General features: G+C 66.9%; 19 protein-coding genes. 13 read left to right on the top strand and 6 right to left on the bottom strand.

What is annotated here, in order from left to right; genetic code table 11:
• Positions 1-52 precede the first annotated feature (52 nt).
• A complete protein-coding gene (locus LPB260_RS03245; protein WP_208707203.1) occupies positions 53-2230 on the bottom strand; it encodes a malate synthase G in 2178 nt (725 codons plus the stop codon).
• A gap of 300 nt (positions 2231-2530) precedes the next feature.
• On the opposite strand from LPB260_RS03245, the gene LPB260_RS03240 reads away from it, so the two are divergent.
• Both LPB260_RS03240 and LPB260_RS03235 read left to right on the top strand, forming a co-directional pair.
• Complete coding sequence (locus LPB260_RS03240) at positions 2531-2989, top strand: GNAT family N-acetyltransferase (protein ID WP_208707202.1); 459 nt, start codon at positions 2531-2533, stop codon at positions 2987-2989.
• A gap of 58 nt (positions 2990-3047) precedes the next feature.
• A complete protein-coding gene (locus tag LPB260_RS03235; RefSeq protein WP_208707201.1) occupies positions 3048-3566 on the top strand; it encodes a glycine cleavage system protein R in 519 nt (172 codons plus the stop codon).
• A 315-nt stretch (positions 3567-3881) separates the two neighbouring features.
• Here the strand turns inward: LPB260_RS03235 and rarD are convergent, their stop codons facing one another.
• From rarD to LPB260_RS03215, 4 genes are all read right to left on the bottom strand, one after another.
• Positions 3882-4775 carry an EamA family transporter RarD gene (gene rarD, locus LPB260_RS03230; RefSeq protein WP_208707200.1) on the bottom strand — a complete coding sequence of 298 codons (894 nt, stop codon included), beginning with the start codon at positions 4773-4775 and terminating at the stop codon, positions 3882-3884.
• 149 nt (positions 4776-4924) lie between these two features.
• Entirely contained in the window at positions 4925-5488 is a 564-nt protein-coding gene (locus LPB260_RS03225; RefSeq protein WP_208707199.1) for a DUF4166 domain-containing protein, read from the bottom strand.
• A gap of 33 nt (positions 5489-5521) precedes the next feature.
• Positions 5522-6496 (bottom strand): serine/threonine protein kinase, encoded by a 975-nt coding sequence (locus tag LPB260_RS03220; RefSeq protein ID WP_208707198.1) that lies wholly within the window; start codon positions 6494-6496, stop codon positions 5522-5524.
• Positions 6497-6558: 62 nt separating this feature from the next.
• Positions 6559-7296, bottom strand: coding sequence for a ComF family protein (locus LPB260_RS03215; RefSeq protein WP_208707197.1), 738 nt, complete (start codon positions 7294-7296; stop codon positions 6559-6561).
• An 80-nt stretch (positions 7297-7376) separates the two neighbouring features.
• Here LPB260_RS03215 and bioB point away from each other — a divergent pair, with 80 nt between their 5' ends.
• From bioB to LPB260_RS03170, 9 genes are all read left to right on the top strand, one after another.
• A complete protein-coding gene (bioB, locus tag LPB260_RS03210; RefSeq protein ID WP_208707196.1) occupies positions 7377-8432 on the top strand; it encodes a biotin synthase BioB in 1056 nt (351 codons plus the stop codon).
• Positions 8433-8537: 105 nt separating this feature from the next.
• Positions 8538-9725, top strand: coding sequence for an 8-amino-7-oxononanoate synthase (gene bioF, locus LPB260_RS03205; protein WP_208707195.1), 1188 nt, complete (start codon positions 8538-8540; stop codon positions 9723-9725).
• On the top strand, positions 9718-10449 hold the full coding sequence (locus tag LPB260_RS03200; protein WP_208707194.1) for an alpha/beta fold hydrolase: 732 nt from the start codon (positions 9718-9720) through the stop codon (positions 10447-10449). Before bioF ends, LPB260_RS03200 begins: the two co-directional genes overlap by 8 nt.
• The gene (gene bioC / locus LPB260_RS03195) at positions 10442-11251 is read left to right on the top strand and encodes a malonyl-ACP O-methyltransferase BioC (RefSeq protein WP_208707193.1); all 810 of its coding nucleotides are present in this window, start codon (positions 10442-10444) and stop codon (positions 11249-11251) included. The genes LPB260_RS03200 and bioC overlap by 8 nt, the downstream gene beginning before the upstream one ends.
• 45 nt (positions 11252-11296) lie before the next feature.
• Entirely contained in the window at positions 11297-11986 is a 690-nt protein-coding gene (gene bioD / locus LPB260_RS03190) for a dethiobiotin synthase (protein ID WP_208707192.1), read from the top strand.
• A gap of 96 nt (positions 11987-12082) precedes the next feature.
• A complete protein-coding gene (locus tag LPB260_RS03185) occupies positions 12083-12367 on the top strand; it encodes a hypothetical protein (RefSeq protein WP_208707191.1) in 285 nt (94 codons plus the stop codon).
• 98 nt (positions 12368-12465) lie between these two features.
• On the top strand, positions 12466-12735 hold the full coding sequence (locus tag LPB260_RS03180; RefSeq protein WP_208707190.1) for a hypothetical protein: 270 nt from the start codon (positions 12466-12468) through the stop codon (positions 12733-12735).
• 166 nt (positions 12736-12901) lie between these two features.
• Positions 12902-14707: an acyl-CoA dehydrogenase C-terminal domain-containing protein gene (locus LPB260_RS03175; RefSeq protein ID WP_208707189.1), complete on the top strand. Its 1806-nt coding sequence runs from the start codon at positions 12902-12904 to the stop codon at positions 14705-14707.
• 195 nt (positions 14708-14902) lie between these two features.
• The gene (locus LPB260_RS03170) at positions 14903-16192 is read left to right on the top strand and encodes a diguanylate cyclase (RefSeq protein ID WP_208707188.1); all 1290 of its coding nucleotides are present in this window, start codon (positions 14903-14905) and stop codon (positions 16190-16192) included.
• 141 nt (positions 16193-16333) lie between these two features.
• Here LPB260_RS03170 and LPB260_RS03165 read toward each other — a convergent pair whose 3' ends face one another.
• Entirely contained in the window at positions 16334-17569 is a 1236-nt protein-coding gene (locus LPB260_RS03165) for a TauD/TfdA family dioxygenase (protein WP_218281500.1), read from the bottom strand.
• Between the two features lie 213 nt (positions 17570-17782).
• Between LPB260_RS03165 and LPB260_RS03160 the strand changes: the two genes are divergently transcribed.
• Positions 17783-18748: a LysR substrate-binding domain-containing protein gene (locus tag LPB260_RS03160; RefSeq protein ID WP_208707187.1), complete on the top strand. Its 966-nt coding sequence runs from the start codon at positions 17783-17785 to the stop codon at positions 18746-18748.
• A 185-nt stretch (positions 18749-18933) separates the two neighbouring features.
• A complete protein-coding gene (locus tag LPB260_RS03155) occupies positions 18934-20712 on the top strand; it encodes an acyl-CoA dehydrogenase C-terminal domain-containing protein (RefSeq protein WP_208707186.1) in 1779 nt (592 codons plus the stop codon).
• The last annotated feature ends 98 nt before the right edge of the window (positions 20713-20810 follow it).

Genomic DNA, 20810 nt, shown 5'->3' with positions numbered 1-20810 from the left:
GAGCATAAAAAAACCGCCCCGGAGGGCGGTTCTTTATGGCAGCAGCTGCAGGTTACAGGCCGTTCTTGGCCTTGAACTCGCGGCGCCGACGGTGCAGCACCGGCTCGGTGTAGCCATTGGGCTGCTTGGCGCCTTCGACCACCAGTTCCAGGGCGGCCTGGAAGGCGATGTTGTTGTCGAAGTCGGGCGCCATCGGCCGGTACAGCGGGTCGCCCGCGTTCTGCCGGTCGACCACCGGCGCCATGCGCTTGAGGCTGGCGACGATCTGCTCCTCGCTGGCGATGCCGTGGCGCAGCCAGTTGGCCAGCAGCTGGCTGGAGATGCGCAGGGTGGCGCGGTCTTCCATCAGACCGACGTCGTTGATGTCCGGCACCTTGGAGCAGCCGACGCCCTGGTCGACCCAGCGCACCACGTAACCGAGGATGCCCTGGGCATTGTTGTCCAGTTCGTTCTGGATTTCCTCGGCCGACCAGTTGGTGTCGGCGGCCAGCGGGATGCTCAGGATGTCGTCGACCGAAGCCGGGGTGCGCTGGGCCAGTTCGGCCTGGCGGGCGAACACGTCGACCTGGTGGTAGTGCAGGGCGTGCAGGGTGGCGGCGGTCGGCGAGGGCACCCAGGCGGTGTTGGCGCCGGACAACGGGTGGGCGACCTTCTGCTCGAGCATGCCGGCCATCAGGTCGGGCATGGCCCACATGCCCTTGCCGATCTGCGCGCGGCCCTGCAGGCCGCAGGCCAGGCCGACGTCGACGTTGTTGTTCTCGTAGGCGCCGATCCACTTCTCGGCCTTCATGGCCGCCTTGCGCACCATGGCGCCGGCCTCCATGGAGGTGTGGATTTCGTCACCGGTGCGGTCGAGGAAGCCGGTGTTGATGAACACCACGCGCTCGCTGGCGGCCTGGATGCAGGCCTTGAGGTTGACTGTGGTGCGGCGCTCCTCGTCCATGATGCCGACCTTGAGGGTGTTGCGCGGCAGGCCGAGGACGTCCTCGACGCGGGCGAACAGCTCGTTGGTGAAGGCGACTTCCTCCGGGCCGTGCATCTTCGGCTTGACGATATACACGCTGCCGGTGCGGGTGTTGTGGCGGCTGGTGTTGCCGTTGAGGTTGTGGATGGCGATCAGGCTGGTGATCAGGCCGTCCATCATGCCTTCCGGCACCTCGAAACCCTGGCTGTCGACGATGGCGTCGATGGTCATCAGGTGGCCGACGTTGCGCACGAACAGCAGGGAGCGGCCGTGCAAGGTCAGCTCGCTGCCATCCGGCTGGGTGTAGACGCGGTCCGGGTTCATGGTGCGGGTGAAGGTCTGGCCACCCTTGGACACCTGCTCGGCCAGGTCGCCCTTCATCAGGCCCAGCCAGTTGCGGTAGACCACCACCTTGTCGTCGGCATCGACGGCGGCGACCGAGTCTTCGCAGTCCATGATGGTGGTCAGGGCGGCTTCCATCAGCACGTCCTTGACCCCGGCGGCGTCGGTGCTGCCAATCGGGCTGCTGGCGTCGATCTGGATCTCGAAGTGCAGGCCGTTGTGCTTGAGCAGGATGGCGAACGGCGCATGGGCGTCGCCCTGGAAGCCGACCAGCTGGGCGTCGTCGCGCAGGCCGGTGTTGCTGCCGCCCTTGAGGCTGACCAGCAGGCGGGCGCCCTCGATGCGATAGCCGGTGGCGTCGACATGGGAGCCGGCCGCCAGGGGCGCGGCCTGGTCGAGGAAGGCGCGGGCGAAGGCGATGACCTTGTCGCCGCGGACCTTGTTGTAGCCCTTGCCCTTCTCGGCGCCACCGTCTTCGCCGATCACGTCGGTGCCGTACAGTGCGTCGTACAGCGAGCCCCAACGGGCGTTGGAGGCGTTCAGGGCGAAGCGCGCGTTCATCACCGGCACCACCAGCTGCGGGCCGGCCAGGTGGGCGATCTCGTCGTCGACGTTCTGCGTGCTGATCTTGAAGTCGGCCGGCTGCGGCAGCAGGTAGCCGATTTCCTCGAGGAAGGCCTTGTAGGCCGCGGCATCGTGGGCCTGGCCGGCGCGGGCCTGGTGCCAGGCGTCGATCTGCGCCTGCAGCTGGTCGCGCTTGGCCAGCAGGGCGCGGTTCTTCGGCGCCAGTTCGTTGATCACGGCCTCGACACCGCTCCAGAACTTGTCGGCGGTGATGCCGGTCCCGGGGATGGCTTCGTTGTTAACGAAGTCGAACAGCACTTTGGCGACCTGCAGGCCACCGACTTGAACGCGTTCAGTCATCACTTGCCTCACTCTGCTCAGCTCTTCAGCTCTACTTAATAGCCGCGTGGAACCCGGGGGTTACGTCTTGTAGTCCGAGGCGCGGCATACTACATCAAGATTATCGGAAAATCAGCGGGGGTCGCGTCGTTCTGCGACCGTAAAGTGCTTTGCAGTCACGGCATGAGCGCTTTGTATTAAATTTCTGTAATTATTGTTTCATAAAGCGAGTTGAGCGGTATACGACTTATTGTTCGGGGCGCCCGGCCGGTGCGAGCGGCGCCTGCCTATACTGCGATGATCATCCGAGGGAGCCGAGCGATGCGTGTAGCCGCAGCCACTACAGAGGATCTCGAGGCGCTGGTCGAGCTCTTCGCCGCCTATCTGCGTTTCTATCAGGTGGACAGGTCCCCGTCCGCGGTCCGCGCCTTTCTCGCCGAGCGCCTGAGTCGCGGCGACTCGACCCTGCTGGTCGGGCGAGACGCGACCGGCGGCGCCCTCGGTTTCGTGCAGCTCTATCCCTACTTCGCGTCCCTGGCACTGCGACCGGCCTGGCTGTTGAGCGATCTCTACGTGGCACCGGCGGCGCGCCGGCGCGGTGTCGGCAGCGCGCTGATGAACGCCGCGCGGGTGCATGCCGAAGCGAGCGGCGCCTGCGGATTGCAGCTGGAGACGGGGAAGGGCAATCTGGAGGCCCAGGCGCTGTACGAGCGCCTCGGTTATGTGCGTGATGAAGTGTTCTTTACCTACTGGCTGCAGCTGTCTAGCCGCACCCCTTGATGCCACTGGCGCGGACGCTGCCGGCGCTGTCTACACCTGAAACGATGAGAGGCTTTCCATGGAGCACCTGGTACTTACTGTTATCGCCCAGGATCAGCCGGGGCTGGTCGAGCGCGTCGCCCAATGCGTGGCCAACCACGGCGGCAACTGGCTGGAGAGCCGCATGTCGCGCATGGCCGGGCAATTCGCCGGGATACTGCGCATCGCCGTGCCGGCCGAGGCGCGCGCCGAGCTGGTCGAGGAACTGCAGGGCCTCGGCGCCCAGGGCATCCGCGTGCTGCTGGCCGACAGCGGCGCGGAGCCGGTGTGCAGCTGGAAGCCGATACTCCTCGACCTGGTCGGCAACGACCGCCCTGGCATCGTCCGTGACATCACCAGCCTGCTCACCGCCCAGGGAGTCAACCTGGAGAGCCTGGTCACCGAGGTGATGCCGGCGCCCATGAGCAGCGAACCGCTGTTCCACGCCGAGGCGTTGCTGGCGGTGCCGCTGGAGCTGTCCCTGGAGGTGCTGCAGGGCAAGCTGGAGGCCCTGGCCGACGACCTGATGGTCGAGCTCAACCTGCGCACCGAGAACTAAGGGGCCGGTCGAGCGCGGATATCCACGGCTGATGTGCGTAGGGCTGTGGATAACCTGGGGGGCGGCGGTGCGCGCGCTAGTGCCCCGCGGCCTGCCGAGATCTGATTAAAAAACCAGCAATTTCAAAGGCTTGTGCACAGAGATCGGGGATCATTCTGTGGATAAGGTCGGGATGGCTGGCTGCAGGCCTGGTCCGGCGCGGGCTGCGCCGAACTGCTCGTTTATTGTCCAGTTGTCCGCCGGGCATCAGCCTATGGATGCCTGGCGGCGAGCCAGCGAGGATTGTCCCGTCCAGCCGAAGCGCTGGCCAGGCAATCAGCTCCGGCCGCGGCGCCGCAGGGTCAGCCAGGCGTCCAGGCTGTACAGCGCCAGGCCGGCCCAGATGCAGACGAAGGCCAGTAGCTTGGCCGGGTCGAAGTGTTCGCCGTACACCAGCACCGCCAGCAGCAGCACCAGGGTCGGGGCGATGTATTGCAGAAAGCCCAGGGTGGTATAGGGCAGATGACGCGCGGCGGCGTTGAAGCAGACCAGCGGCACCAGGGTGATCGGCCCGGCGGCCATCAGCCAGAGGGCTTCGCTGGTGCCCCAGAAGGGGGCCTGGCTGCTCATCGCGGCGGGGTGCAGCAGCAGCCAGGCCAGGGCGACCGGCAGCAGCATCCAGGTTTCCACCACCAGGCCCGGCAACGCGGCGACAGGCGCCTGCTTGCGGATCAAGCCGTAGAAACCGAAGGTCAGCGCCAGCACCAGTGATACCCAGGGCAGGCTGCCCAGCTGCCACACCTGTTGCGCCACGCCCAGGGCGGCCAGGGCCACGGCCAGCCACTGCAGGCGGCGCAGGCGCTCGCCGAGTAGCAGCAGGCCGAGCAGGACATTGATCAGCGGGTTGATGTAGTAGCCCAGGCTGGCCTCGAGCATGCGTTCGTTGTTCACCGCCCACACATACACCAGCCAGTTGCAGGCAATCAGCGAGCCGCAGGCGGCCAGTACCGCGAGGCGCCTGGGGTGCTCGCGCAATTCGCGCAGCCAGCCCGGGTGCTTCCAGGCCAGCAGCAGGGCGGCGCCGAACAGTGCCGACCAGAGCACCCGGTGGACGATGATCTCCAGCGCCGGGACATTCTGGATGGCTTTGAAGTAGAGAGGGAACAGGCCCCAGATGATGTAGGCGGTGAGGCCCAGAATATACCCGCGGCGCGGGTCGACGGTGGCCATGCGGAGTCCTTGCTTAGGCTGCTAACTAAAGGCCAGGGATTCTAGTTGTCCGCACCGGCACTTGTCTGGTCGTTCAGCTTCGCCGGCGCTGCCTGCCGAGCAATTAGTGTAAGCCTGGCTTTACGGCTTGGCCGCAACTGTAGTGCTGTTTAGCTGTACGGCCCGGTTGCTGGTGCCTCGGCCTGCAGCGCTCCGCTGTAACTGAACAGTTTGCCGAGCAGGGGGAGGCTGAAGCCGACGTAAAAGTGATACAGGCCGTTTTCGATACGTTTATAGGCCTGGGTTCGGGGGAGCAGCCATAAGGGTATGGGGATGCCGTGCAGCCAGGCCCTGAGCGGCTGCCAATACCAGCCGCCCTCGCGAACATCCACCGCTAATGCCAGGGTCAGCGCTCCAGTTGTTTCCAGCCAATAGCCGTGCGGCCAACTTCCTTTGGGTTGAAACGCCGAGCGGAGCTGAACTGTATCGGCGAAGCAGCGATTCCAGTGCAGGGCTACTGCATCTGAGTGAATCTCGACCTGAAAGTCGACCCGCGGTTGCGTCGTCGGGATGCCGAGACGGGCTACCAGGCGTGCGCCCACAAGGCCGGCTAGACCGTTGCCTAATTGCAGGTCGACTTGACCGTACAGCCGACCACCCTGGCGATGCAGTAGCTGCAGCAGAGGGTGAAACTGGTTAAACCCGGCGCCAAACCAGCGTTCGACTATATGCACAGAAGGTTCCTCGCTCGTCCGTGATCGGGGGGCTCAAAACAGCTTGAGCGGCTCCTCGTCCAGCGCCGCCAGCTGCTCACGCAGCATCAGCACCTGCTCGCCCCAGTAACGTTCCGTGCCGAACCAGGGGAAACTGTGGGGGAAGGCCGGGTCGTCCCAGCGGCGCGCCAGCCAGGCGCTGTAGTGCATCAGGCGCAGAGCGCGCAGGCCTTCGATCAGGGGCAGCTCGCGAGGGTTGAAGTCGTGGAACTCTTGGTAGCCGTCCATCAGCTCGGACAGCTGGCCGAGGCGCTCGTGGCGCGGGCCTGCCAGCATCATCCACAGGTCCTGCACCGCCGGGCCCATGCGGCAGTCGTCGAGGTCGACCATGTGGAAGGTCTCGTCGCGGCACAGCAGGTTGCCGGGATGGCAGTCGCCGTGCAGGCGAATCGCTTGCACCGGAGTGCTGGCGAACAGGCCGTCGAGCCGCTTGAGCAGGTCGCGCGCCACCGACTCATAGGCCGGCAGCAGGCTGCGCGGGATGAAGCCGCCGTCCAGCAGGGTGGCGAGCGAGGCGTGGCCGTAGTTGTCCACGCCGAGGTGCTCGCGGTGACTGAACGGCCGGGTCGAACCGACCGCGTGCAGGCGGCCGAGCAGCTGGCCGAGGCGGTACAGCTGGTCCAGATTGCCCGGCTCCGGGGCGCGGCCGCCGCGCCGGGGGAACAGGGCGAAGCGGAAGCCGGCGTGCTCGAACAGGGTTTCGCCATCGCGGGCCAGCGGCGCCACCACCGGCACCTCGCACTCGGCCAGCTCGAAGCTGAAGTTGTGTTCCTCGCGGATCGCCGCATCGCTCCAGCGTTGCGGCCGGTAGAACTTGGCGATCAGCGGCGTCTGGTCTTCGATGCCCACCTGGTAGACGCGGTTCTCGTAGCTGTTGAGCGCCAGTATCCGCGCATCGCTGAGGTAGCCGAGGCTTTCCACGGCATCCAGGACCAGGTCGGGGGTGAGGGCGTCAAAGGGATGGGACATGGGCGACTCCGCGGCATTGATCGCACAGTGTACCCCCTTGCGCCCAGCGAGGCGGCGCGCGTTCAGCGCTCGCCCGGCTTGGGCGTGCGGGCCAGGCAGTAGACATCGACCCGCGCCGCGCCGGCGCGCTTCAGCAGGCGCGCCAGGCTCTCGGCGGTGGCGCCGGTGGTCAGCACGTCGTCGACCAGGGCCAGGTGCAGGCCTTGCACCCGGCTCGCGGGCGCCAGGGCGAAGGCCCGGCGCAGGTTGCGCCGGCGTGCGCCGGCATCCAGTTGCTGCTGGGCCTGGGTGTCGCTGGTGCGCAGCAGCCAGTGCGGCTGCTGCGGCAGTTGCAGGCTGTGGCTGAGCCACTGGCTGAGCAGCTGCGCTTGGTTGAAGCCGCGCCGGCGCTGGCGTGCAGCTGCCAGCGGCACCGCGAGCAGCAGGTCGGGGCGTGGCAGCCCTTCCTCGAAGGCGTGGCGCAGGTGATGTGACAAAAGCTCGCCGAGCAGACGTCCCAGAGGCCACTGGGCCTGGTGCTTGAAGCGGTTGATCAGGCTGTCCAGCGGGAAGCCGTAGCGCCACGGCGCCGTGACCCGGTCGAACGCCGGCGGCCGGCGCAGGCACTCGCCGCAGGTCAGCCCGGCGCCGGGCAGTGGCAGGGCGCAGACCTGGCAGTGTTCGCCCAGCCAGGGCAGCTCGCCCTCGCAGTCGCTGCACAGGGCGTGTTTCAGGTCCGCGGGTTCATCGCAGAGCATGCAGGTCTGTTTGTTTTTCAACCATTGGTAAACCGATGGCCTGTTGCCAGGTTGACAGCGCATGGGCCTTCCATAAATATGCCGGACATCCGTGTCGTGCCTGCTGACTCTAGCAGGCCGTTGCCGCCCACAAGGAATCGATCATGAGCGCTACTACAGCCGCCGAACTGCGTCACGACTGGACCCTCGCCGAGGTCAAGGCGCTCTTCCAGCAACCCTTCAACGACCTGCTGTTCCAGGCCCAGACCGTGCACCGCGCGCACTTCGATGCCAACCGCGTGCAGGTCTCGACCCTGCTGTCGATCAAGACCGGCGCCTGCCCGGAAGACTGCAAGTACTGCCCTCAGTCCGGCCATTACAACACCGGCCTGGACAAGGAAAAGCTGATGGAGGTGCAGAAGGTGCTGGAGGCGGCGGCCGAGGCCAAGGCCATCGGTTCCACCCGTTTCTGCATGGGCGCGGCCTGGAAACATCCGTCGGCCAAGGACATGCCCTACGTGCTGAAGATGGTCGAAGGGGTCAAGGCCCTCGGCCTGGAAACCTGCATGACCCTGGGCAAGCTGAGCAAGGAGCAGACCCAGGCCCTGGCCGAAGCCGGCCTCGACTACTACAACCACAACCTGGATACCTCGCCGGAGTTCTACGGCAACATCATCACCACCCGCACCTATTCCGAGCGCCTGGAGACCCTGGCCCATGTGCGCGAGTCGGGGATGAAGATCTGCTCGGGCGGCATCCTCGGCATGGGCGAGTCGCTGGACGACCGCGCCGGCCTGCTGATCCAGTTGGCCAACCTGCCGGAGCACCCGGAATCGGTGCCGATCAACATGCTGGTCAAGGTCCAGGGCACGCCGCTGGCCGACGAACAGGACGTCGACCCCTTCGACTTCATCCGCATGCTCGCGGTGGCGCGGATCATGATGCCGCAGTCCCACGTGCGCCTGTCCGCCGGCCGTGAGCAGATGAACGAGCAGATGCAGGCCCTGGCCTTCTTCGCCGGTGCCAACTCGATCTTCTACGGCGAGAAGCTGCTGACCACCGCCAACCCCCAGGCGGACAAGGACATGCAGCTGTTCGCCCGCCTCGGCATCAAGCCCGAGGAACGCGAGGAACACGGCGACGAGGTGCACCAGGCGGCCATCGAGCAGGCGTTGGTCGAGCAGCGCGACGCCAAGCTGTTCTACAACGCCGCAAGCTGAAGTCGCGCGGTGGATGGACGGCGCGCCAGCTGCGCGCCGCGCTCCACCCTACGTAGTCCTCTGCAGGGTGGATAACCCGCTTGCGGTTATCCACCGGGTCTTGCCATGAGCTTCGATCTCGCCTCACGCCTCGCCGAACGCCGGGCGGCCAATCTCTACCGTCAGCGGCCCCTGCTGGATTCGCCGCAAGGCCCGCAGGTGCGGGTCGATGGCCGCGAGCTGCTGGCCTTCTGTTCCAACGACTACCTCGGCCTGGCCAATCATCCCCAGGTGATCGAAGCCTGGCAGGCCGGTGCCCGGCGCTGGGGCGTCGGTGGCGGCGCCTCGCACCTGGTGATCGGCCACAGCACGCCGCACCACGAGCTGGAGGAGGCGCTGGCCGAATTCTGCGGGCGCCCGCGTGCCTTGCTGTTCTCCACCGGCTACATGGCCAACCTCGGCGCCGTGACCGCACTGCTCGGCCAGGGCGACACGGTGCTGGAGGATCGGCTCAACCACGCATCCTTGCTGGACGCCGGCCTGCTCAGTGGCGCGCGTTTCTCGCGCTACCTGCACAACGATGCCGCCAGCCTGGCCGCGCGCCTGGACAAGGCCGCCGGCAACACCCTGGTGGTGAGCGACGGCGTGTTCAGCATGGACGGCGACCTCGCCGACCTGCCGGCCCTCTGTGCCGAGGCGCGGCGCAAAGGGGCCTGGGTGATGGTCGATGATGCCCATGGTTTCGGCCCGCTCGGCGCCAACGGCGGCGGCATCGTCGAGCACTTCGGCCTGGGCGCGGACGATGTGCAGGTGCTGGTCGGCACCCTGGGCAAGGCCTTCGGCACCGCTGGCGCCTTCGTCGCCGGCAGTGAGGAACTGATCGAGACCCTGGTGCAGTTCGCCCGTCCCTACATCTACACCACCAGCCAGCCACCGGCCCTGGCCTGCGCCACTCTGAAGAGCCTGGAGTTGCTGCGCAGCGAGCACTGGCGGCGCGAACACTTGAACCTGTTGGTCGCGCGCTTTCGCGCCGGCGCCGCGGCCATCGGCCTGCAGCTGATGGACAGCGCCACGCCGATTCAACCGATCCTGGTCGGCGACAGCGGCCGCGCCCTGCGCCTGTCGCAGATGCTCCGTGAGCGCGGCCTGCTGGTCACCGCGATCCGCCCGCCGACCGTGCCGGCCGGCAGTGCGCGCCTGCGCGTGACCCTGTCCGCGGACCACAGCGTGGAGCAACTGGACCTGCTGCTCGAGGCGCTGGCCGAGTGCTGGCCGCAACTGGCTGGCGGGGAAGAGGAGCGCGGTGATGCGTGACCGGTTGATCCTGCTGCCCGGCTGGGGCCTGGGCACGGCGCCCCTCGAGCCCCTGGCCGAGGCCCTGCGCGGCCTGGATCCGCGCCTGCGGGTGCAGATCGAGCCGCTGCCACGGCTGGATAGCGGCGACGCCGAGGCCTGGCTCGACGAGCTGGATGCCAACTTGCCCGAGGATGCCTGGCTGGGCGGCTGGTCCCTCGGTGGCATGCTCGCGGCGGAACTGGCGGCGCGGCGCGGCGAGCGCTGCAGCGGCCTGCTGTGCCTGGCCAGCAACCCGTGTTTCGTCGCCGAGGCGGGCTGGCCCGCGGCGATGCCGGCGGACACCTTCGCCGCGTTCCGCCAGGGCTGCGCCCGCGATGCGGCGGCGACCCTGAAGCGTTTCGCCCTGCTCTGCGCCCAAGGGGCAGGCGATGCCCGCGGGCTGTCCCGTCAGATTCTCGGTGCCGCCCCGCAAGAGTCCGCGCAGCGGTTGCTGAGTGGACTCGACCTGCTCGCGGCGCTGGACACCCGCGCCGCCCTGCAGGCCTTCGTCGGCCCGCAGCTGCACCTGTTCGCCGGCCTCGATGCGCTGGTGCCGGCCGAGGCGCCGGCGGCCCTGCTCGAGTTGTTGCCGGATGTCGAGGTCGGTCTGATCGACACGGCCAGTCACGCCTTCGTCCTCGAGCGACCCCATGAAGTGGCGGCGGCAATTCAGGCCTTCCTTCACGAGGCCGGCGATGAGTGAACGCCTGAGCCAATCCACCAGCGGCCTGCCCGACAAGCGCCAGGTCGCCGCATCCTTTTCCCGCGCCGCCGACAGCTACGACAGCGTCGCGGCACTGCAGCGCAGCGTCGGCAATCAGTTGCTGGCGCGGCTGCCCGCGCGGCTCGAGCCGCAGCGCTGGCTCGACCTGGGCTGCGGCACCGGGCATTTCAGTCGCGCCCTCGGCGAACGCTTCCCGGCAGCCGAGGGCGTCGCCCTGGATATCGCCGAAGGCATGCTGCGCCATGCCCGGCCACTGGGGGGCGCGCAGCGCTTCATCGCCGGTGACGCCGAGCGTCTGCCGTTGCGCGACGCGTGCTGCGATCTGCTGTTTTCCAGCCTGGCGCTGCAGTGGTGTGCGGACTTCCGCGCAGTGCTGGACGAGGCCCGGCGGGTGTTGCGCCCCGGCGGCGTGCTGGCGTTCAGCAGCCTGTGCGTGGGCACCCTGCAGGAACTGCGCGACAGCTGGCAGGCGGTGGACGGCTTCGTCCACGTCAACCGCTTCCGTCGCTTCGCCGACTACCAGCAGTTGTGCGCCGCCAGCGGCATGCTGCTATCGACCCTGGAAACCCGGGCCGAGGCGCTGCACTACGCCGACCTGCGCAGTCTCACCCATGAGTTGAAAGCGCTGGGCGCGCACAACCTCAACCCGGGACGCCCGGGCGGATTGACCGGCCGCGCGCGCATCCTCGCGCTGGTCGAGGCCTATGAGCGCTTTCGCCAGCCCCAGGGCCTGCCGGCCACCTACCAGGTGGTCTACGGTATGCTGCAGAAACAGCCTTGAAATGAACGCCGCCGCCAGGCGGCAGGTCGGGAAGGAACAATCGACATGAGCTACGCCTACTTCGTCACCGGCACCGATACCGAGATCGGCAAGACCACCATCGCCGCCGGCCTGCTGCATGCGGCGCGGTGCGCCGGTCTCAGCACCGCGGCGGCCAAGCCGGTGGCCTCTGGCTGCGTGCGCACGCCGGACGGGCTGCGCAACGAGGATGCCCTGGCCCTGCTGGGGGAATGCAGCCTCGATCTGCGCTACGAGGAGGTCAACCCGCTGCCATTCGAACCGGCCATCGCCCCCCACCTGGCTGCTCGCGAGGTCGGCGCGGTGCTGGACGTGGCGACCTTGCGCGGGCCGGTGCAGCGGATCCTGGACAAGGGCGCCGACTTCACCCTGGTCGAGGGGGCGGGGGGCTGGCGCGTGCCGCTGGATGGCCAGGCGTCCCTGTCGGATCTGGTGATCAGCCTGCAGCTGCCGGTGATCCTGGTGGTGGGCGTGCGCCTGGGGTGCATCAACCAGGCGGTGCTGACCGCCGAGGCGATCGCCCGTGACGGCTTGCCGCTGGCCGGTTGGGTGGCCAACGTGGTCGACCCGCAGACCTCGCGCCTCGAGGAAAACCTGGCGACCCTGGTCGAGCGCCTGCCGGCGCCCTGCCTGGGGCGGGTGCCGCGCCTGGACCAGCCGCTGCCGGCGGCCGTGGCCGCGCATCTCGACCTCGCCCGGCTCGGGGTTGCGTTATAAGGCGGCCTTTTGCCATTACCAAATGCCAGTAGGTCGGCCGGATGTTTTCTGCTTCAATGCAGGTCTACGGCGTCTTTCCCCCAGGGGAGCTAACTCATGGAAATCTCCGGCAGCACCTTCAGCGCGGGCATCAGCAGCATTCAGTCTGGCCAGCGGCGCATCGATCAGGCGGCGACCGAGATCGCCGGTGCTGCGCTTGCCGCGCCAGCGCCGGAACAAAGCCGCGTCGATGCAACGCCCGAGTCGCATGCCGACGCTCCCGCCGACCTGAGCGAAAGCCTGGTGGCCTTGCGCGTCGGCCAGCATGAGGCGCAGGTCGGCGCACGGCTGGTGAAGACCGCCGATGAAGTGCTGGGCACCCTGATCGACACCAAGGCCTGAGCGGCCGTCCGCCAGGGCGGAGCGCTGCCCTGCTGCACCCAGACTCCGCTTGACCCAGCAACGCAGTCCAAAAGCCGACCAGTGGTAAGGAGAGGCTGATGCAGATCGGCGGCGCAATGGCGTCTTGCTCGCTGGCAGTCGCGCCGCTGCCGCTCCTTCCCGCCTCGCCCACTCACTTCCACGCCTCCAGCGCTGTCCACGACGCGCCCGTGCAGAGCGCTGCGCCCGACCGGGGCGCGTCCAGTTTCCGCGTGCTGCAGCAGCGCCGGGCGCAGCCGCAGGATGTCCGGTCAGGCGCCGATCTGCGGCTCTATCGCCGGCAAGACACCTCATCGAGATCGAAGCACTTTGTCGTGCCCGCGGCGTAGTCTGTGCTGCGCAGGTGCTTGACAAGGGTGGGGCGTAAACGTATGTTTCAAACATGCGTTTGATTGCTTGCCGGCCTATAGTCGCTCAGGCAGTCGGGAATGACCCCGCAGCGACCGTCGTGACGGTCACCCACACACTCAGAGTCCACCGCAGAGGTTAACCGCTATGCCTGATTACAAGGCCCCCTTGCGTGATATTCGTTTCGTTCGCGACGAACTGCTCGGCTACGAAGCGCACTATCAGAGCCTGCCTGGCTGCCAAGACGCTACTCCGGACATGGTCGACGCCATCCTCGAAGAGGGCGCCAAGTTCTGTGAGCAGGTGCTGTCGCCGCTGAACCGTGTGGGTGATACCGAAGGCTGCACCTGGAGCGAGTCGGGCGTGAAGACCCCGACCGGTTTCAAGGAAGCCTACAAACAGTATGTCGAAGGTGGCTGGCCGAGCCTGGCCCATGACGTCAACCACGGCGGCCAGGGCCTGCCGGAGTCGCTCGGCCTGGTGCTGAGCGAGATGGTCGGTACCGCCAACTGGTCGTGGGGCATGTACCCGGGCCTGTCCCATGGTGCGATGAACACCCTGGACGCCCACGGCACCGACGAGCAGAAGCACACCTACCTGACCAAGCTGGTGTCCGGCGAGTGGACCGGCACCATGTGCCTGACCGAGCCGCACTGCGGCACCGACCTGGGCATGCTGCGCACCAAGGCCGAGCCTCAGGCCGACGGCAGCTACAAGGTCAGCGGCACCAAGATCTTCATCTCCGCCGGTGAGCACGACATGGCCGATAACATCGTCCATATCGTCCTGGCCCGCCTGCCCGACGCTCCGGCCGGCACCAAGGGTATTTCCCTGTTCATCGTGCCGAAGTTCCTGCCGAATGCCGAAGGCGGCGTAGGCGAGCGCAATGCCGTGACCTGTGGCTCGATCGAGCACAAGATGGGCATCCACGGTAACGCCACCTGCGTGATGAACTTCGACGGCGCTACTGGCTACCTGATCGGCCCGGCCAACAAGGGCCTGAACTGCATGTTCACCTTCATGAACACCGCCCGCCTGGGTACCGCGCTGCAGGGCGTGGCCCATGCCGAGCTGGCCTTCCAGGGTGGCCTGAAGTATGCCCGCGAGCGTCTGCAGATGCGTTCCCTGACCGGCCCGAAGGCGCCGGACAAGGCCGCCGACCCGATCATCGTGCATCCGGACGTGCGCCGCATGCTGTTGACCATGAAGGCGTTCGCCGAAGGCAACCGCGCCATGGTCTACTTCACCGCCAAGCAGGTCGACATCGTCAAGTACAGCCAGGACGAGGCCGAGAAGAAGCAGGCCGACGCGCTGCTGGCCTTCCTCACCCCGATCGCCAAGGCCTTCATGACCGAAGTGGGCTTCGAGTCCGCCTCCCACGGCATGCAGATCTACGGTGGCCACGGCTTCATCAGCGAGTGGGGCATGGAGCAGAACCTGCGTGACTGCCGCATCTCCATGATGTACGAAGGTACCACCGGCGTTCAGGCCCTCGACCTGCTGGGTCGCAAGATCCTCATGACCCAGGGCGAGGCGCTGAAGGGCTTCACCAAGATCGTCCACAAGTTCTGCCAGAGCAACGAAGGCAACGACGCGGTCAAGGAGTTCGTCGAGCCCCTGGCCAAGCTGAACAAGGAGTGGGGCGAGCTGACCATGAAGGTCGGTATGGCCGCGATGAAGGACCGCGAAGAAGTCGGCGCCGCATCGGTGGACTACCTGATGTACTCCGGTTATGCCTGCCTGGCGTACTTCTGGGCCGACATGGCGCGCCTGGCCGCCGAGAAGCTGGCTGCCGGCACTGAAGACGCGGCGTTCTACAAGGCCAAGCTGCAGACCGCGCGCTTCTACTTCCAGCGCATCCTGCCGCGTACCCGCGCCCACGCCGAAACCATGCTGTCCGGTGCCAACAACCTGATGGACATGAGCGAAGAGGATTTCGCCCTGGGCTACTGAGTCCGGTCGCGCGCTCCACTGAAGAACCGCTGCCGAAAGGCGGCGGTTTTTTTATGCCCGTTCTGCGGGCGCGGATCGAACGAGGCCCTGCGACGCCACGTGCGCAATTTGTGCACTGGGCCAAGTATTGGTTCGGGGTCTGTCTGGCAAAATGCCAGCTCCTCAGCGCTGTCGGTGTTGTCTCTGGAGTTTGCCTTGTCGCGCCTCGCTGCCGTGCGCCTCAGCCATTTTCTGCCCTCGCTGCTGCTGCTCAGTGGCGGCATGCTGGCGGGCGGACTGCCGAGCCTGAGCGAATTCTTCACCTCCCTGTTCAACGTGCTGCCGACCCTGCTGCTGCTGCTGGGCGGAACCTTCTGCCTGGTGTACGGCCGCCAGCGTGAGCTGTTCCTGCTGCTGGTGCTTTACCTGGGCTACTTCCTCCTGGATATTCAGCTCGATTACTACCGCGCCGAGGGCCGGGTGCGCGGCGATGCGGCGTTGGTCTTCCACCTGTGCAGCGTGCTGCTGCCACTGCTCTACGGCATGTACGCGGCGTGGCGCGAGCGTACCCATCTGCTGCAGGACCTGGTGGCCCGTGCCGCGGTGCTGCTGGCGCTGGGGAGCGTCGCCCTGGCGCTGGCGCAGCGCTATCCGCAGGCGCTGTTGCAGTGGCTGGCGGTGATCCGCTGGCCGGCCCTGCATGGCGAGTGGATGAGCCTGGTGCAGTTGGCCTATCCCTTGTTCCTGCTCGGTTTCATCCTCCTGCTGGTGCAGTACCTGCGTGCTCCGCGCCCACTGCATGCGGCGCAGCTGCTGGGCTTGGTCGGCCTGTTGTGGATGCTGCCGAATATCTTCACCCAGCCCCATGCGCTGAATGTGATGAGCAGTCAGGTGATGCTGATGCTGGTCGCGGCGGTGGCCCATGAGGCCTACCAGATGGCCTTTCGCGATGAGCTGACCGGCTTGCCGGGCCGGCGCGCGCTGAACGAGCGCCTGCAACGCCTGGGCCGCAGCTATGTGATCGCCATGGCGGACGTCGATCACTTCAAGAAGTTCAACGACAGCCATGGTCATGATGTCGGCGACCAGGTGTTGCGTCTCGTCGCCAGCCAGCTGCGCAAGGTCGGTGGTGGCGGCAAGGCTTACCGCTACGGCGGTGAGGAGTTCACCCTGGTGTTCCCGGGCCGGACTATCGAGGAGTGCCTGCCCCATCTGGAGGCGGTGCGTCAGGCGGTGGAAAGCTATCGCCTGCAGCTGCGTGACAAGCAGAGCCGCCCGGAGGATGACCAGCAGGGCCGGCGGCGCCGCGGCCGGACCGGTGCCGGCGAAGTGTCGGTGACGCTGAGCATGGGGGTGGCCGAGCGCGGCACGCTGCAAGGCAACCCGGAAGAAGTGATCAAGGCGGCCGACCAGGCCCTGTACAGCGCCAAGGGCGCCGGACGCAACTGCATCCGCAGCCACGGTCAACGGCGCGGCGCGGTCAGGTTGCGCGGGGCGAGTGCCTGAGCCGGCAGCAGCGCCGAGGCGGTTTCCGGCCAGTGGCGTGTCGACTGGGTAAGCGAGCACTGAACAGCGCCAACCCAAGACAAAGCCCGCCATTTGGCGGGCTTTGTCTGTTGGAGCGGGTGTCGTTCAGGCCTTGTCAGCCTACTCGGTGCCGACCCCTGCGGACTGGCGAGCGGTGACCCGCAGGGCCGACTCGACCATGTCGTAGTGCACATAGCAGCCTTGCAGGTGACGCCGTCCGGTCTGCGGGTCGAAGCTCTTGCGCCCGTGCAGTACCCGGCGGTTGTCGAAGGCGACCATTTCGCCGGCGCCCAGGCGCAGGTCGAGGCGGTAACGCGGCGAGCGCAGGATCTTCCAGAAGGCCATATAGGCGCGGTACCACGGCATGATCTGCGCCGGTGGCAGGCGCAGGCTGTCGCGTAGCCAGTTGTTGAAGCGTACCTCGATGACCTGGTCGTTCTCGTCGAGACGGATGACGGTCGCACGGGTGACGATGTCGCTCTCCTCGTCGGCGAAGCGGCAGTCGATCGAGGTGTCGGCCAGCAGGCGGAAGGCCTCCGGGTCCTGGGCGCGCAGCGCCTCGGCCACCGCAACGCCATCGGCGAAGATCGACTCGCCGCCCTGGGCGTCGTTGGCCAGGCAGTAGAGCATCTGGATATCCGGCGGGCTCTTCCAGTTGGTCAGGTCGGTGTGCAGTTCCAGGCCGATCGAGGTGTAGGCCGCATTGTTCGGCTTGGGCTTGCTGAACACCTCGAAGCGGCCGCCGAAGTTGGTGGCGTGAATCGGGCCGATGATAGCGGCCACCTGGTCGATCTCGCCGCCTTCGCTCGGGCCGTTCTGCAAAATGGCAAAGCCATCGCGGCATAGCGCATGCAGCCATTCCAGGCGCGCGCTGCCGCCGGCCATGTAGTCGGCGAAGTCGGTGCGGTGAGGGACGAAGTCCTCGGCCCAGGCGACGTTCGCCGGCACGATGCTCGGTTGCCAGGCCTGCTGGTGCGGGCGCAGCTGGTACAGCCAGCCGGCATCGAAGCGGCTCAGGTGGCCGTCGCCCCAGGTCAGCGCCAAGTGACCACCCGCTACGCAGATAGACGGGGCGACTTCCAGGACTGCCGGATCGAGGTCGAGGATGAACTGGGTGCGCTCGTAGGTCTGCGGATGGCGGCAGACATCGCAGGCGCAGTGATCGCGCAGCCACAGCAGCGGGAATTCCGCACTCTCGATGGTCTCCAGCACCTGCCAGTCGACCTGTACGGCTGAGTCCTGGTAGCGCGCCGCGATGATCGGCAACGAGTTGGCGTAGTGGCCATACTCCTTCATGTCGACCGAGCTGCCCAGTGAATCGGCGGCTGCGGCTGGGGGGGTGAGGCTGGCAGTCATCGGGTGTCTCCGCTAGAGCGCATCGCGTGTAAAGGGAACTGGGCCAGCCGAGGAGTTGCGCTGCGGCCAAGGCCAGGTGCGGGTCTAGAGTGGGGCTTGCCGGGTAGCCTGACAAACGATCATTTCGTGCTCTAAGGCCAAGCTGAGCTAATACCTATCTTTGCCTTATGCCGCTATGCTGGCGGCATTGTCTGTATCCCCGGAGCCTTCGTCATGCCAGATGCCCATCGTTCCGATCCTCTCTACGCTTCGGTCACAAGTGGCCTGCTGCCAGGCTTGCCGGGCTCGAGCCAGGAATTGCCGCCACTGTTGTGGCTGGAGGCGTTCGAGGTGGCGGCCCGAACCCTGAGCTTCACCGCCGCGGGGCGCGAGCTGAACATCACCCAGTCGGCCGTCAGCCAGCGCATCCGCCTGCTGGAGGACCGGCTTGGCCAGCAACTGTTCGTGCGCCATCCGCGCAGCCTGAGCCTGACCCTGGCCGGGCAGGCCTGGCTGCCGTCGATCCAGGCGGCCTTCGCTCGTCTGCGCGACAGCACGGCCGAGGTGTTCGGCCTGTCGCGGGATGCCCCGGTGACGCTGCGCGCCACGCCCCTGGCCCAGCAGGCCTGGCTGGCGCCGCGGCTGATCGGCTTTCACCGTGCCCATCCCGAGGTGGCCCTGCACCTGGCCAGCGGCTTCTGGATCAATGACTTCGGCAGCGAGGGCGCCGACATGGAGATCCGCTACGGCCGCGGCGACTGGGATGAGTTCGAGTGCATCGCGTTGGGCCAGGGCGAAGAGCAGATGATGGCCCTGGCCGCGCCGGAGCTGGCGGCCCGCCTGCAGCGTCCCCAGGATCTGGCCGGCGAGACGCTGCTGCATTCGGTGGGTTTCGCCGTCGGCTGGCGCGCCTGGCTGACGGCGGCCGGGGTCCCGGAGCTGGAGCGGCGCACCCATCGGGTCAGTTGCGACACCCAGGTGATGGCGCTGGAATTGGCGCGCCAGGGCATGGGCATTGCCCTGGCCCACCGCAACCTGTTCATGCGCTGGCAGCGGGAGGTTCGCCTCGGCCTGGTGCCGGTCTTCGACCTGTTCGTGGCCACCCCGGAGCGCTTCTGGCTGGTGCGCCCGCGCAGGCGCCAGCTGCGCGAACCGGCGCAGAAGTTATGGGACTGGCTGGCCAGCCACAGTGCCGACTGAGCCGGCTGGAGGGGTTGGCGAGTTGTGATTCGGGCGAACAGCCGAGCACCTGGTTCTGGCGCGTGGAAGTGATTTCGTGACGCGGGAATTACGATTGGTCACAAAAAGACCTTATGCGTATCGAATGTTTCCTTGGTAGGCTCTCAATCCTGTTGTAAGTCCGTTGGTATGTTCGAGGATTTCCCATGGCTGATTACCAAGCTCCCCTGCGCGACATGCGCTTCGTGCTCAACGAAGTGTTCGAAGTATCCAAGCTGTGGGCCGAACTGCCGGCCCTGGCCGAGGTGGTGGATGAAGACACCGCCAGTGCGATCCTCGAGGAGGCCGGCAAGGTCACCGCCGGGCTGATCGCCCCGCTGAACCGCAGCGGCGACGAGGAAGGTTGCTCCTGGGACAACGGCGCCGTGCGCACCCCGGCCGGCTTCCCCGCAGCCTACCGGGCCTACGCCGAAGGCGGCTGGGTCGGTGTCGGCGGCGATCCGGCATTCGGTGGCATGGGCATGCCCAAGGTGATCTCGGCCCAGGTCGAGGAGATGGTCAACTCGGCCAACCTGTCCTTTGGCCTCTATCCCATGCTGACGGCGGGCGCCTGCCTGTCGATCCATGCCCACGCCAGCGAAGAGCTCAAGCAGCAGTACCTGCCGAAGATGTACGAAGGCACCTGGGCGGGCTCCATGTGCCTGACCGAGCCGCACGCCGGCACCGACCTGGGCATCATTCGCACCAAGGCCGAGCCCCAGGCCGACGGCAGCTACAAGATCAGCGGCACCAAGATCTTCATCACCGGCGGCGAGCACGACCTCACCGAGAACATCATTCACCTGGTGCTGGCCAAGCTGCCGGACGCCCCGGCAGGGCCGAAGGGCATCTCGCTGTTCCTGGTGCCCAAGTTCCTGGTCAATGCCGACGGCTCGCTGGGTGAGAAGAACAGCCTGTCTTGCGGCTCCATCGAACACAAGATGGGCATCAAGGCCTCGGCCACCTGCGTGATGAACTTCGACGGCGCCACCGGCTGGATCATCGATGCGCCGAACAAGGGCCTGGCGGCCATGTTCACCATGATGAACTACGAGCGCCTGGGCGTCGGCATCCAGGGCCTGGCCACCGGCGAGCGTTCCTACCAGAGCGCCATCGAGTACGCCCGCGAGCGCATCCAGAGCCGCGCGCCGACCGGCCCGCAGGAGAAGGACAAGGTCGCCGACCCGATCATCGTCCATCCCGATGTACGGCGCATGCTGCTGACCATGAAGGCGCTGAACGAGGGTGGTCGCGCCTTCTCCAGCTACGTGGCCATGCAACTGGACACCGCCAAGTTCAGCGAAGACGCCGCCACGCGCAAGCGCGCCGAGGAACTGGTGGCCCTGCTGACTCCGGTGGCCAAGGCCTTCCTCACCGACATGGGCCTGGAGACCACCATCCACGGCCAGCAGGTGTTCGGCGGCCACGGCTTCATCCGTGAGTGGGGCCAGGAGCAGCTGGTGCGCGACTGCCGCATCACCCAGATCTACGAAGGCACCAACGGCATCCAGGCGCTCGACCTGGTCGGGCGCAAGGTGATCGGCAGCGGCGGTGCCTTCTACAAGCACTTCGCCGAAGAGATCAAGGCCTTCACCGACTCGGCCGACAGCAGCCTGGCCGAGTTCACCGAGCCGCTCAAGGGCGCCATCGCCAACCTCGAGCAGATGACCGCCGACCTGCTGGAGCGGGCCAAGGTCAACCCGAACGAGATCGGCGCCGCCTCGGTCGAGTACCTGCACGTGTTCGGCTACACCGCCTACGCCTACATGTGGGCGTTGATGGCCAAGGCCGCCCTGGGCAAGGAAGGCGAGGACGACTTCTACGCCAGCAAGCTCGGCACCGCGCGCTTCTACTTCGCCCGCCTGCTGCCGCGCATCCACTCGCTCAGCGCCTCGGTCAAGGCCGGCAGCGAGAGCCTGTACCTGCTCGACGCGTCGCAGTTCTAAGCGGCCTTCAGCAACAAGAAAGCCCCGGCCCAGTGCCGGGGCTTTTTGCTCTTCATTGGCCAGTGCTGGGCGGGCACCGTGCGTCTGACCAGCCAGTG

This window comes from Pseudomonas sp. LPB0260, assembly GCF_013388395.1.
The sequence above is the reverse complement of the archived record's forward strand: the minus strand, read 5'-3'. Positions and strand labels throughout refer to the sequence as shown.

Excerpts from the sequence above, each read along its gene's own strand:
- LPB260_RS03245 (WP_208707203.1), bottom strand. The coding sequence starts at position 2,230 with ATGACTGAACGCGTTCAAGTCGGTGGCCTGCAGGTCGCCAAAGTGCTG.
- LPB260_RS03240 (WP_208707202.1), top strand. The coding sequence starts at position 2,531 with ATGCGTGTAGCCGCAGCCACTACAGAGGATCTCGAGGCGCTGGTCGAG.
- LPB260_RS03235 (WP_208707201.1), top strand. The coding sequence starts at position 3,048 with ATGGAGCACCTGGTACTTACTGTTATCGCCCAGGATCAGCCGGGGCTG.
- rarD (WP_208707200.1), bottom strand. The coding sequence starts at position 4,775 with ATGGCCACCGTCGACCCGCGCCGCGGGTATATTCTGGGCCTCACCGCC.
- LPB260_RS03220 (WP_208707198.1), bottom strand. The coding sequence starts at position 6,496 with ATGTCCCATCCCTTTGACGCCCTCACCCCCGACCTGGTCCTGGATGCC.
- LPB260_RS03215 (WP_208707197.1), bottom strand. The coding sequence starts at position 7,296 with ATGCGCTGTCAACCTGGCAACAGGCCATCGGTTTACCAATGGTTGAAA.
- bioB (WP_208707196.1), top strand. The coding sequence starts at position 7,377 with ATGAGCGCTACTACAGCCGCCGAACTGCGTCACGACTGGACCCTCGCC.
- bioF (WP_208707195.1), top strand. The coding sequence starts at position 8,538 with ATGAGCTTCGATCTCGCCTCACGCCTCGCCGAACGCCGGGCGGCCAAT.
- LPB260_RS03200 (WP_208707194.1), top strand. The coding sequence starts at position 9,718 with ATGCGTGACCGGTTGATCCTGCTGCCCGGCTGGGGCCTGGGCACGGCG.
- bioC (WP_208707193.1), top strand. The coding sequence starts at position 10,442 with ATGAGTGAACGCCTGAGCCAATCCACCAGCGGCCTGCCCGACAAGCGC.
- bioD (WP_208707192.1), top strand. The coding sequence starts at position 11,297 with ATGAGCTACGCCTACTTCGTCACCGGCACCGATACCGAGATCGGCAAG.
- LPB260_RS03185 (WP_208707191.1), top strand. The coding sequence starts at position 12,083 with ATGGAAATCTCCGGCAGCACCTTCAGCGCGGGCATCAGCAGCATTCAG.
- LPB260_RS03180 (WP_208707190.1), top strand. The coding sequence starts at position 12,466 with ATGCAGATCGGCGGCGCAATGGCGTCTTGCTCGCTGGCAGTCGCGCCG.
- LPB260_RS03175 (WP_208707189.1), top strand. The coding sequence starts at position 12,902 with ATGCCTGATTACAAGGCCCCCTTGCGTGATATTCGTTTCGTTCGCGAC.
- LPB260_RS03165 (WP_218281500.1), bottom strand. The coding sequence starts at position 17,569 with ATGACTGCCAGCCTCACCCCCCCAGCCGCAGCCGCCGATTCACTGGGC.
- LPB260_RS03160 (WP_208707187.1), top strand. The coding sequence starts at position 17,783 with ATGCCAGATGCCCATCGTTCCGATCCTCTCTACGCTTCGGTCACAAGT.
- LPB260_RS03155 (WP_208707186.1), top strand. The coding sequence starts at position 18,934 with ATGGCTGATTACCAAGCTCCCCTGCGCGACATGCGCTTCGTGCTCAAC.